The sequence below is a fragment of the Cohnella terricola genome, assembly GCF_007786475.1.
GTDB lineage: Bacteria > Bacillota > Bacilli > Paenibacillales > Paenibacillaceae > Cohnella > Cohnella terricola.
Genome location: NZ_VNJJ01000003.1, coordinates 333,466 through 346,197 on the forward strand (window position 1 = coordinate 333,466; position 12,732 = coordinate 346,197).

At 51.2% G+C, this 12,732-nt stretch carries 9 protein-coding genes and 2 pseudogenes; 5 read left to right on the forward strand and 6 right to left on the reverse strand.

Features of this window, described 5'->3' with window-relative positions; all coding sequences use genetic code 11:
* Positions 1–42: 42 nt before the first annotated feature.
* Together FPZ45_RS07200 and FPZ45_RS07205 are read left to right on the forward strand one after the other, a co-directional pair.
* Positions 43–3,861: a response regulator gene (locus FPZ45_RS07200; protein WP_144699883.1), complete on the forward strand. Its 3,819-nt coding sequence runs from the start codon at positions 43–45 to the stop codon at positions 3,859–3,861.
* Between the two features lie 93 nt (positions 3,862–3,954).
* Entirely contained in the window at positions 3,955–4,677 is a 723-nt protein-coding gene (locus FPZ45_RS07205; RefSeq protein WP_144700091.1) for a response regulator transcription factor, read from the forward strand.
* Between the two features lie 88 nt (positions 4,678–4,765).
* On the opposite strand, the pseudogene FPZ45_RS26005 reads toward FPZ45_RS07205, so the two are convergent.
* The 4 genes and pseudogenes from FPZ45_RS26005 to FPZ45_RS07225 form a co-directional block, all read right to left on the reverse strand.
* Positions 4,766–5,023: pseudogene (locus FPZ45_RS26005) on the reverse strand (transposase); the annotation flags it as partial.
* A gap of 1 nt (position 5,024) precedes the next feature.
* Positions 5,025–5,219: pseudogene (locus FPZ45_RS07215) on the reverse strand (transposase); the annotation flags it as partial.
* Between the two features lie 313 nt (positions 5,220–5,532).
* Entirely contained in the window at positions 5,533–6,597 is a 1,065-nt protein-coding gene (hisC, locus tag FPZ45_RS07220) for a histidinol-phosphate transaminase (RefSeq protein WP_144699887.1), read from the reverse strand.
* A gap of 86 nt (positions 6,598–6,683) precedes the next feature.
* Entirely contained in the window at positions 6,684–7,613 is a 930-nt protein-coding gene (locus tag FPZ45_RS07225) for a hypothetical protein (protein WP_144699889.1), read from the reverse strand.
* A 184-nt stretch (positions 7,614–7,797) separates the two neighbouring features.
* On the opposite strand from FPZ45_RS07225, the gene FPZ45_RS07230 reads away from it, so the two are divergent.
* Positions 7,798–9,354 carry an ABC-F family ATP-binding cassette domain-containing protein gene (locus FPZ45_RS07230; protein ID WP_144699891.1) on the forward strand — a complete coding sequence of 519 codons (1,557 nt, stop codon included), beginning with the start codon at positions 7,798–7,800 and terminating at the stop codon, positions 9,352–9,354.
* Positions 9,355–9,407: 53 nt separating this feature from the next.
* Here the strand turns inward: FPZ45_RS07230 and FPZ45_RS07235 are convergent, their stop codons facing one another.
* Positions 9,408–9,914: a GNAT family N-acetyltransferase gene (locus FPZ45_RS07235; RefSeq protein WP_144699893.1), complete on the reverse strand. Its 507-nt coding sequence runs from the start codon at positions 9,912–9,914 to the stop codon at positions 9,408–9,410.
* A 133-nt stretch (positions 9,915–10,047) separates the two neighbouring features.
* Here FPZ45_RS07235 and cdaS point away from each other — a divergent pair, with 133 nt between their 5' ends.
* Together cdaS and FPZ45_RS07245 are read left to right on the forward strand one after the other, a co-directional pair.
* A complete protein-coding gene (gene cdaS / locus FPZ45_RS07240; RefSeq protein ID WP_144699895.1) occupies positions 10,048–10,662 on the forward strand; it encodes a sporulation-specific diadenylate cyclase CdaS in 615 nt (204 codons plus the stop codon).
* A 94-nt stretch (positions 10,663–10,756) separates the two neighbouring features.
* A complete protein-coding gene (locus FPZ45_RS07245; RefSeq protein WP_144699897.1) occupies positions 10,757–11,971 on the forward strand; it encodes an MFS transporter in 1,215 nt (404 codons plus the stop codon).
* On the opposite strand, the gene FPZ45_RS07250 is transcribed toward FPZ45_RS07245, so the two are convergent.
* On the reverse strand, positions 11,959–12,669 hold the full coding sequence (locus FPZ45_RS07250; protein WP_144699899.1) for an alpha/beta fold hydrolase: 711 nt from the start codon (positions 12,667–12,669) through the stop codon (positions 11,959–11,961). The two genes, FPZ45_RS07245 and FPZ45_RS07250, sit on opposite strands and share 13 nt — an antisense overlap.
* Positions 12,670–12,732: the final 63 nt, after the last annotated feature.

Genomic DNA, 12,732 nt, shown 5'->3' on the forward strand with positions numbered 1-12,732 from the left:
TTGCCTAATAATGCTTTAACTTAATCGGGGGTGTCCAGGCCCATGTTCCGGTCGCTGCGCTTGAAAATCGTAATCGCGATAATCCTCTTCAACATGCTTACGTTTGCAGCAATGAACTTCATTAATTACAAAACTTCGAATCGTCAATTGAACGATCAGCTCATTCAGATCAGTATGACGAATCTGGAAAGCACGGTCAGCAATCTGAATGCGATGCTATCGATGCGGATCAAAGAGGTCGAACTTCTCAGCCGATCGTTCCCGGATCGGATCGGAACGTTGAACGAACAATTGGCATTCCTCAAGCGCGAAGCACCCAAGACGAATTTGCCGGTAAAGCAAATCGGCATCGCCGGATCCGATGGTCGCATGACGTTAACCGACGGAACGATTCTGACCGTAGGCGGGATGCAAGCTTTTCAGAAAGCAATTTTCGGTATCGGAGCCTTCTCGGATATGATGCTGGATTCCCAGGACTATCCCGTATTTTGGGTTATGGTCCCTTATTATGACTCAGAGAACCGCCCTCTCGGCGTCATCGGAGTAGCGCTCGATTCCCCTCGGATTTTCAGGGAGCAATTGCGGCTCCGTTACGATCATTTCAAGACGAGCTCGATTACGCTGGTCGATCGGGATACGAACGTCCTGTACGATGCGGACGTCTCGCTCATTCTGAAAAGGAATTACGCCGAAGACGAACCGCATGCGCGCGAATTAATCGAACAATTACACACCCGCGAGAAAGGCTACGGAGAATATCGCCTGTTCGGCCAGACGCAGAAATTATTTTACGCCAAATTGCCGGGTTTGAATTGGTTTGCCGTTTACTCGGTTGCAAAGAACGAATTCGAGGCGCCTCTGAGGCATTCCGTTTGGCTGAATATGGTTCTGATCGCGCTTACGGAGATCGTTCTTGGCGCCGTCTTCTATTTCATGACCCATCGCTCGATTATTAACCGTTTAAAACAAGTCGTCGAGGTGACCCAGAAGGTCGCCGCGGGCAACTTCTATCCGCAACCGCTGCAAATTCGCAGCAGTGACGAGTTGGGGGCGTTAGCCGATTCCGTAAACGGCATGATCGACAATTTGCAAGAGCTTTTCGAGCCTTTCCAAGCATTTATCCGCCACAATCAATACGCGATGATCGTGACGGATGCCGAGTTTTCCATCACTTCCTTCAATCAGCGGGCAGAGCAAATGCTCGGTTACGACGAGCAAGAAATCATCGGAAGAAAAACGCTGCTCCTCTGGCATGATCGGGAGCAGATTCGCGAACGCGCCGCGTTCTATTCGAAAAAGCTGGAGATTCCGATAGATTCGGACGAATCCGTGCTGTTCCTACTGGCGCGCAAAGACTTTCTGCCGAACTGGGAGTGGACCTGGATCGATCGTCACGGCGTACGGATGCTCGTCTCCTTGAACACGAGTATCATTCGCCATCCCGACGGCACGATCAAAGGATACGTTCTGATCGCAAGAGATATCAGCGAAATCAAACAAGCGACGGCGATGAATACGCGGCTTCTCGAAATCACGGAAAGCGCGCACGACATGATCGCTTCCTTCGATATGCACGGAAATATTTTTTATCTTAACCGGGCCGGGCATGCCTTTCTAGGAATATCGACGCTGAACGAGCTGAACAATCAATTGAATCAGTATATGGGACTTCCACTGACGGCAGAGTTCGCCGAAGGATTATCCGAAGCGCGGCAGCACGGCTATTGGCAAAGCGAGATCGATTTGATCAATGCGGCCGGCATCGTTCAGGCAGCTTCCATAACCGTCGTCGCCCATCGAAGCAAAGACGATCGGGAAATCTTCTATTCCACCATCGTCAGAGATATATCCGAGCAGAAGGAAACCCAGAAGCTTCTGCTTCAAGCCAAAGAAGCGGCAGTCCGAGCAAACGAAGCGAAGAGTTCGTTCCTGGCCAGGATGAGTCATGAAATCCGAACGCCGCTGAATGGAATTATTGGCCTTACCCATCTTCTTCGCCGTTCGGAATTGACCGAGATTCAGGCGGATTATTTGCGCCAGATCGCGGATTCCTCTCACAATTTGCTGAGAATATTGAACGACATCCTGGATTTCTCCAAGCTCGAAGCCGACAAGCTGGAGCTTGAAGAGGCGCCATTCCGTCTGGAAGAACTTTTACAAAGGCTGGCCGGTATGTTCTCCGTGCTGCTCGGTCCTAAACCGGTCGATTTTACGATTCACGCGGATCCGCAAATCCCGGAATGGCTGATCGGCGATCCGACCCGTCTCGAACAGATATTGCTGAATTTGGGCAGCAATGCAATCAAGTTCACGAATATAGGACTGATTGAACTTGAGATCATCTTACTTGCGGTGAAAGACGATCGTGCGCATCTGCAATTCCGCGTCAGGGACACCGGCATCGGAATGACAGAAGAGCAGCGCGACAAGCTGTTTAAGCCGTTCGTGCAAGCCGATGAGAAAACAAGCCGCAAATATGGAGGTACCGGTCTCGGACTTGTTATCTCGCACACGCTTGTGAATCGAATGGGCGGAACGATTGCCGTGGAAAGCGAATACCATGTCGGCAGCGCCTTCAGCTTCGATCTGGTTTTGCCGATCGCTCATCGGGTTTCGGCTTCAGTAAAGCCGCAATTTCCCGGACTGAAGGTCATCGTTCTTGAAGATCAGAATCGGGTTGCCGAACACTGGCGTATTCTACTCTCCTCGTTCGGCTGCGAGACGGTCGCTTTAACCTCCTGGGAGCAAACGAAAGTTCTTCTAGGTGAGTCCGAGTGGGATGTCGTCATCATCGATATGGAAACGGGAGACATGCACGGGGAGGAAACGTGGACGGAATGGAAGACAGCGCTCGATGCGTATGGAATCAAATCGATCTCTTCAACGACTTTATTAGGCCGTGACGCCTTGCAGATGCTTCCGGACGCGATCAAGCCGGACGCCGTACTCGTCAAGCCTTCATCTTCGCTCCAGATTCAACAGGCGTTGCAAGTCGTCAGCGAATCGAGCTCGTCCAAGTCGGGAATCGGGGCGAATTCGACAAGGTCTCGGATATCGGATACGTATCGGTCAATCCCCGTATTAACAGAACTCCATTCGCGAATATGGGTCGTCGATGACCAAATTGTAAACCGCTTGGTCGTCAACCAATTGCTGAGCGCATACGGCTTCGAAGCGGAAATGATGGAAAGCGGATCGGAAGCGGTCGCTCGCGCCATGTCGGAGCCGGTAGCGCCGGATTTAATTCTGATGGACTTGCATATGCCGGATATGGACGGCATCGAAGCGACAGCCTTCATTCGCGAACGGTATACCGCGGATCAATTGCCGATTATCGCTCTGACAGCCGATGTGACGGAAGACATGCATACCCGGTGCAAAGAGGCGGGCATGAACGATATCATCACGAAACCGATCGACCCGGAAGTGTTGTTTGCCGTTCTTCGCAAACATCTCCCTAGTCTTCCGCCCGCCCGCGCGATTGATATCTCCGGTCATATGCACGAACAATGGCCTGAATTCGCAGGGCTGGACATCCCGCTCGCTCTTCAACGGCTGGGCGGCAAGAGCAAGGTGTATCTGCAACTGTTGGACAAGTTCCTGCAGCAGCACTCCCAAACGCGGAGTCGTCTAGTACGGTTCCTGGACGAGGGCAATCGCGAAGCCGCGACCCGCCTTGTCCACTCTCTTGGCGGAGCAGCCGGTCACCTTGGCGCAATTGCGATTCAGGAAGCCGCAGCGGCGCTGGAGATAGACCTAAAAAACGTTCAAGAATCGAAGGAAGCGGAGGAAAACCTTTTTCAGGCGCTGGAATCGGGATTGGAGGCGATCGCGAATCTCCTTCGGCAAAAAAGGGGTTAGACGAACGAGGATCGACATTATATAATAGATTTACAAGTAAAATGTTAGCTAAATATGAGCATTCCTAACAATTCAAAAGGGTGTGATATGACGTTGACTAGAGTGCTTGTTATCGAAGACGATCCTATCATTGGTGAAATGCTCACCCTATACCTTGCCGAAGAAAATTTTGAAGTACGCAGAGTTGAAACCGCGCGTGAAGGCAAATCTGCGCTGTGCGACTTTCTTCCCGATATTATGTTGCTAGATCTGATGCTGCCGGATGCGAGCGGCACGGAGCTGTGCGCCGAATTCCGGCAGCTCACTGCAGTGCCGATCATCGTCATCTCCATGAAGCCGTCCGTGACCGCGCGGATTCAAGCGATCAGCTATGGCGCCGACGACTACCTGGTTAAGCCGTTCAGCATGCAGGAGCTCAAAGTTCGGATGGAAGCCGTGCTTAGAAGAACGAGCAGCCTGTCTCCCGTCGCACAGCCGATCGCCGTTTCGCAACTATCCGGCTCCGCTCCATCCTCCATGGACGATCAACACGGACTTGCACTCGATCTTGAACGCAGAACGATCGTGCTCGATGGCGTACATATCGAAACGACTTTTTCCGAATACGAGATTATGAAGCTTTTCTACCAGCATCCGAATCGCGTATTCACTCGGGAAGAATTGATTAACGCGGTGCGCGGCATCGATTCATTCGTTAACGACAGAGCCATCGATGTTCACGTGACCAACCTACGGCGTAAACTGGAGAAAAATCCGAAAGAACCGCAATTTATCAAAACTGTATGGGGCGTTGGGTATAAGTTTCTGAAAGGATGACGCTCCCCCTTGCCTCTTCGCAACGGAAAGTGGGTGTCCCAAAAAGCAACCTATAGAACACTCTCAGCAGTAAATAGGATGATATTTATTAGAAATTGAGGAGCAAAGCGGTTTGTTTTCGCTTAGCTCCTCGGTTTTTTGCGTCTATACTGGCTTTCTTGTGTAGATTGTGGGCTAGGGAAAGCCACCCGACCTCGAGGCTTACTTTGGGAAAGCCTCGAAGCAGAAATCTTTTAAACCCACGGTTGTTCTTCAAAGCGCCAAACACGGGCTCCGGCTCAATCATGCGCCTTACGGACAGAGCATAGCCTTCTTCACTTCTGAGTCTTTGACTAGCTTGGTTCTTAGGCATAAATGATGATCTTGGTAAGCATCTTAGGGTGATAGCTGTCTCGTCCGCCACCGGGATAAGCGGCAGCAAAGATGCTGTCGCTAAGTTGGTTTACAGCGGTGTTAACAATACGCACGAGGTGATTTTGAGGAATGTCTTCCTCCAAGTCTATGGGCAGGTAAAGTTGGTCCATGGTATATTGAATGTACAAAGAAACCGTTCCTTTCGAAAATGGCGGGTCGCACTTCCATTTTACTAAAGAACGGTTTCTTTTTGTGTTATGATGCGGATTTTGACGAATTGACGATGATAAAAAGGGGCATGTGTCTCTTGAAGGAGCGAAGCGTTTGCCTCTTGTGGGCGTGAAAACTCCTTGCAACGAGTTTACCAATTCAGATTTTCACGACCACAACAGCAACCGTAAAGAGACACATCCCCACAAAATATTAATCGACAAGTAGTATGATGAGGGTGTCCCTCAGCCAATGACTTCTGGGACACCTTCTTTCCGTTGTCTTCCTTACTTAATCGCCGTCGATGATCTCACGCAACGCTTCGATGAACGTGTCCATCTCTTCGTCCGTGCCGATGCTCACACGCAAATATTGGTCGATCCTCGGCTTGTTGAAATAACGTACTAGAATGCCCTTATCTCTCAATGCAGCGAATAGTTCTTTAGCGGATCTATGCAAATGTTTGATGAAAATAAAATTCGCTTTCGATTCGATCGTTTCGAAACCAAGCGGCTTGATTGCTTCTACCGTCCGGTCCCTCGTCGCCGTTACCTTGCGCGTCGTTTCTTCGAAATACGCCCTGTCTTCTATCGCGGCGATCGCTCCCGCCATCGCCAGACGGTCCAACGTATAAGAATTGAAAGAATTTTTAACCCGGTTCAACCCTTCGATCAGATCCGGATGGCCCATCGCCATGCCTACGCGAAGACCGGCTAGCGACCGCGACTTCGATAGCGTCTGAACGACGAGCAAGTTCGGATACTCCTTCACGAACCGTACGGCCGATTCTCCTCCGAAATCGATATATGCCTCGTCGACGATGACAACCTGATCTTTGTTCGTCTCCAGAATTTCTTGAATTTCATCAATGAGTAAATATCTGGCCGTCGGCGCATTGGGATTCGGAAGAACGATTCCCCCGTTCGGAACGTTGTAATCGCGGGCCTGAATCCGAAACTGTTCGTCGGTCGGAACCGTCTCGAACGCTAGACCGTATAATTGGGCATACACCGGGTAGAACGTATAGGTAATATCGGGAAATAGAATCGGTCTGGATGCGCTGAAAAAAGCAGGAAACGCGAATGCCAATATTTCATCCGATCCGTTTCCAACGAAGATATGCTCGCTCGTCAACTCGAAATATGCGGCGATCGTCTCTCTCAATGCATCGCATGACGGATCTGGATACAGACGCAGATCGGCACCTGCCGCGGAGCGAATCGCCTCGATCGCTTTCGGGGATGGCGGATAAGGATTCTCGTTCGTGTTTAGTTTAATATACTTTTGATCCTTCGGTTGCTCCCCGGGTACATACGGAACCAGGGAAGCTGTTAATTCGCTCCAATACCGGCTCAAATCCAAACCTCCTAAACATGGCCTTTCGCCCGTCGGGCAATGGTCGCATGTCTTATCTCATCTTATCTGATTATACCTTCCGCACCTCAAATAGGCGATTGATAACGGCCTGAGACGATACCCGATTCCTCGAAACGATTCCCTGACTGCTTCAGGATTGAAATATTTTCTCCTTCTGCTCCCGTCCACTTGAATCCGAGCGCGATCCCGTCCGAGGTTCTGGCGGCGAACAAGATCGAGAACATGCGTGAATTAAGCTCCGATTGATCGTCCACCCGCCAAGTGGAATTGGCGTCGTACTGGGCGGGATAGTCCATGAACGTCAACTCGTCGCCGTCCGAGAGAACGAGACTAGCCAGCATTTGGTCTCCCCACCTTTTGAATTGAACGACGGAGACCTGCTGGCCTTCATCGGTTTTCGCGAGAAGCCAGCCGCGTTCGATTGCCCGTCCCTTCACTTTGACGATCGCTTGGGCGACATCGGCCGGAATATCCTGAACTTCCATTTCCTCTAATGGAATTAAAGAGCGGACGTCGAACTGCTCGTCGCTGACCAAATAATAACTTGCGTCGGGCTTGGCCACACCGTCGACGACGTCGTAAATATCACCCTCAAGGTTGCTGAAGTTATGCGCGGATTGTCTGCCGTTATCCAGTTCCGTCCGGGATTGGTGCTTCGCGTAACGTATGTTCAGCACGTTGCCGTTATCGCCGATCGCCAGATTATAGAGCTGCATCTCTTTCTCGGCGGCGTGAGCTTCCTCCGGCTGCCGCGCGAGCGTAATTAATTTCTTCCCTTCCCCGTCCGCAAAGGCAAACAAGTCGGACAACTTACTCATATCAAGCTGCGCTGAAGGATCATGAGGCATGGAAGTTGCTGAGGGCGGCGACTGTTCCGACTTCGAGGCGATCGCGGGCGAAGAATTCGCGGTTTCGGTTCCGGTCGCGGATTTCCCTCTGCATCCCGTGAGCATGACTGATATCGCGAGAATAAACAGCAGCATCTTGGGTTTCAAGCTGTAGCCTCCTTGTCGAAGTCCGTACGTATATATTTTCATTCCAGGTTAGGTCTCCTTAATCGATTCTCATCCTATTATAACATTTGAATGCGCATCTATTGAAATCGTTGAGTTTTACGTCCTTATACGATTATAATAAATTTTAGTGTGTTTATCGATATATAGAAAAAGGTGTCTGATTATGAGCATTCTAACGGTTAAAAATTTATCTCACGGATTCGGCGACCGTGCTATATTCAACGATGTATCCTTCCGCCTGCTCAAAGGCGAGCATGTCGGACTTGTTGGCGCGAACGGCGAAGGCAAATCGACGTTCATGAACATTATTACGGGCAGTCTGGAACCGGACGCGGGCAAGGTTGAATGGGCGAAGAAGGTTCGCGTCGGATATTTGGATCAACATTCCGTCTTGCAGAAGGGGATGACGATTCGCGACGTGCTGCGCGGGGCGTTCCGTTATCTCGTTGATCTCGAGACGGAGATGAACGGGATGTACGAGAAGATGGGTTCAGTGTCGCCCGAAGAGCTGGAGCAATTGCTTGAAGAAGTCGGGACGATCCAAGACATTCTAACGAACAACGATTTCTATTTGATCGACGCCAAAGTCGAGGAGATCGCCCGCGGGCTCGGTTTGGGCGATATCGGCCTGGATCGGGACGTTCACGATCTGAGCGGCGGGCAACGGACAAAGGTGCTGCTTGCGAAGCTATTGCTGGAGAAACCGGACATCCTGCTCTTGGACGAACCGACCAACTACTTGGATGAGCAGCATATCGAGTGGTTGAAGAGATACTTGCAGGAGTACGAGAACGCCTTTATCCTCGTCTCTCACGACATTCCTTTCTTGAATAGCGTGATCAACCTCATTTATCATATGGGCAACCAGGAGCTCAACCGCTACGTTGGAGATTACGATAACTTCGTCCAACTGCATGAGGCGAAGAAACAGCAGCTCGAATCCGCGTATAAGCGCCAGCAGCAGGAGATCGAGGATCTCAAAGATTTCGTAGCCCGCAACAAAGCTCGCGTATCGACTCGCAACATGGCGATGTCTCGTCAGAAGAAGCTCGACAACATGGAGGTCATCGAGCTTGCCAGAGAAAAGCCGAAACCGGAATTTCATTTCAAGGAAGCACGAACGTCCGGAAGACTTATCTTTGAAGCGAAAAATCTGGTGATCGGCTACGAAGAGCCTCTCTGCCGCCCCATCGACCTTCTGATGGAACGCGGCCAGAAGATCGCCATCGTCGGCGCCAACGGCATCGGGAAAACGACGCTGTTGCGAAGCCTGATCGGCGAACTCCCTTCGTTATCAGGAACAGCAAAGCAAGGCGAAAACCTGTTTGTCGGCTACTTCGAACAGGAGATCAAATCGATCGAAGATGAGACGTGCATCGAAGCGGTGTGGAAGCATTTCCCTTCCATGACTCAATTCGAAGTACGCGCCGCGCTGGCGAAGTGCGGATTAACGACGAAACACATCGAAAGCAAAGTTGCCGTCCTCAGCGGCGGCGAGAAAGCAAAAGTTCGCTTGTGCATCCTCATAAACAAGGATACGAACGTACTTGTGCTCGACGAGCCGACGAACCATCTGGACGTCGATGCGAAGGACGAATTGAAACGCGCGCTCAAAGCGTACAAAGGCAGCATTTTGCTGATTAGCCACGAACCGGAGTTTTACCGCGACGTCGCGACGGACGTATGGAATTGCGAATCGTGGACGACCAAAGTGTTCTAAAAAGATATACGGACCGCTGAACAAGCATGGGCTTGCGAAGCGGTCCGTTTATTTTAAACCTGCACCTTCAGACCCATCAATACCAAGTCCCGATCGACGCCGTCGAGCGTAGCCACCCCTGGAAGCAAGCCCCATTGCTCGAAGCCGAATTTGCGCAGCAGCGCTATACTCGGTTCGTTATGGCCGAACACAAGAGCGACGATATTGCGGATGTTCAAACGCGGGCATTCTTCGATCGCCTTCCGCAGAAAAATAGACCCGATTCCTTGGGAGCGGTTTACCGGAGAGATATAAATGCTGATCTCGGCCGTCGCATCGTAAGCTGCCCTGCTATGAAAGCTGGAGAAGCTTAGCCAAGCAATTATTCGGCCTTCCGCTTTCATTACCCACAACGGACGAGACTGCTCGGAATGTTCATAAAACCAGTTCTCCCTGCTTTCGACCGTCACGGGTTCCAAATCCGCAGTGACCATCCGGCTGGGGATCGTGGAGTTGTAAATATCGACAATCGTTTCCAGATCATCTCTTGTCGCATGAACGATCTCATAAGTCATCTGCATGTGCCGTTCCTCCAAGGCGTACGTATTTCTTCGTTTCCCCCAATTATACGGCTTTTCCTAGGAGGTTGCATACATTCGCGCCTTCCACTGCATGCTAATTCGGAGTATGTTGATCAAGGAGCGGTGATCCGAGATGCCAACGTCTTCCACGAATTGCGATTTCTCGCCCATGAAAAAAATCATCAAGGATGATATTCAGCAAATGATCTCTAAGCTGGACAAGATTTGCAACATATTGGACAACGAAGATCAATGTCTCCTCGGAGAGTTCGAGAACATTAAAAAAGACTTCCTCCGTATCGAAACCAGCGCCGCAACCTTTTATTTGAACTGTTATCTCTCCCCATTCATCGAACGTTATTCGGACTTATCGCTAACGATCCAAAGCTTGTCCGACAGAAGGCACGGGGCGTTGATCGCCGTGGAGAGAAGCGATCCTCTCGATTCGTTGCTGCAGACCGGTATTCCGATCGGCGCTCCAGTGACCCATTCGCTGCTCGAATCGATTTTCTATCCCGGGAGCCCGCTGCATGACGGAGCCGTCCTGATCAGAGCCAATCAGATCGTCTCCGCGAAGAACATTCTGCCTTTGACTTCTGCTCAGGGAAACGGCATCACGGGCACGCGACATCGGGCCGCCGTCGGATTATCCGAGATGAGCGACGCCATCGTTCTTGTCGTATCCGAGGAAACGGGCAGAGCTTCCTTCGCCAACAAAGGTTACCTCTACCCGGTCATTTCGCCATAAAATTTTGTTTTCCGAGCGGAGAAGTGGAGTTTAACTCCCCGGTTTGTTGAAAATACTATTTAGCAATCCGTAAGATCTATCCGGGAGGACCGCTATGGAAGCTCGAAAAAAATGGGATATTCTCTCCATCTCGTCGATTCCGTTATCGATGACGTTAGCCAATTCGATGCTTATACCCGTTCTGCCCGCGATGCAAAAAGCGCTTAGAATTACTCCCCTGCAGGCCAGTCTGATCATTACGGCTTACGCGGCCGTAGCGATCTTATTCATTCCGATTGCCGGATACTTGTCGGATAGGTTCAGCCGTAAAGCGGTTATTCTTCCTTCGCTCCTGATCGTATCCGCGGCCGGCGCGGGAGCGGGCATCGTCGCCACGATCGGCTCTGAGCACGCATACGGATACATCATGGCGGCGAGACTCGTTCAGGGACTCGGCTCGGCCGGATGTTTTCCCGTCGTGCTGCCTCTGGTCGGCGACTTATTCAAAAAGGAAGAAGACGTCAGTGCGGGCTTGGGACTCGTTGAAACCGCGAATACGTTCGGCAAAGTCGTCAGCCCGATACTGGGTGCGGCGTTCGCGATCTGGACTTGGTATGCGCCATTTTATGCCATTCCTGTGTTTAGCCTGATCTCATTCTTACTCGTCCTGTTTTTCGTGAAATCCCCCTCTTCTCAAAACGAAGAAGATGCAGACAAGACTGGTCTCGGCGAATTCATCAAGTCAATCGGAACAATATTCCGGGCGAAAGGCAAATGGTTGTCCGGCATCTTCGCGATCGGCGGCATCAGCATGTTCGTTGTGTTCGGGAGTTTGTTTTTTCTGTCGGAGTCTTTGGAGACGCGTGGCGTTAAGCCGCTGATAAAGGGGTTGGTGCTGGCTATTCCTTTGGCCGGCTTATGTTTGGTTTCCTTTTTAAGCGGCAAATGGATCGGACGTAACAAACGCACGATGAAATGGACCAGCCTTGTCGGTTTGGGGCTTGCGTTTGCCGCGTTGCTCCTTCTCGCAATCGTCAGGCGGGATCAAACCTGGTGGGTTGTATTAATGCTTGCCGTCGGTTCCTCGGGGATCGGAGCGGCATTGCCGAGTCTTGACGCGTTGATCACGGAAGGCATAGACAAAAAACAGCGAGGCACGGTCACCTCGCTGTATAGCAGCATGCGGTTTATCGGAGTGGCCGCCGGTCCCCCAGTCAGCGCCTTACTCATGAAGGGATCGATGTCCGCACTGTTCTATGTCTCGGCTGGGAGTTTGGTCGTAGCCGTGTTGATTAATACGTTCGCGATCCGCCCCGGTCAGGTGAGTTGAATAAAATCTCCGATCGTACGATACAACAGCGATTTCTCCGTATTGCGGATATCGTGGCCGGAGCGTTCGAAAGTAACCGCCCGCAAATCGTCGCTCAATTGGCTATAGCACTTTAGCTCTTCGTCGTTCAATAGGCTATCCTCGAGTCTACCCCGCAGTACAAGGAGCCTTTTGTTCGTCTTCTTGCCAAAACGGATCGGCGTGGATTCTTTGCCAATTCCTCTGACGGCCTCCGGCCTGATGTTTCGTTGTCTGGAGAAAGGCACCAAGTATTGCAAAATATACTCTTCCGGCCATTCGGTCGCCATCGCCTTGTGCTCTGCCGGATAATCTTGCATGATCATCGACATGATGCCTGACGGGTATTTCTCGGAGTAGCCTATAGCGTACGACACGCCTCGGGAATTCGCGTAGAGGTGGAACCGGTTCAGATCAGCATGATCTACGACGGCGCGAATGTCTGCGACATGATGCTCGAGATCGTATCCGCTCTCCGGCGTTCCGCTTTGTCCTCGTCCCCGGAAGGAGAGCGCGATACACTTTCGGGGGGATAAATAAGCCATGAGATCCGCATACTCTTCCGCCGTCTCGGACAAGCCGGGGCAGATCAGCAGAGGGACTGAAGATGATTCTTCGTGCGAGATCAAATAATGCACTGCGACTTCCCCATTCTTCGCAAATCTCGATTGGATCGCCATCTCTCTCCCGCCCCTTCCGTCTTCTCGTTGCAACCATTATTACCTATTCCTTCCGTTTCGTCA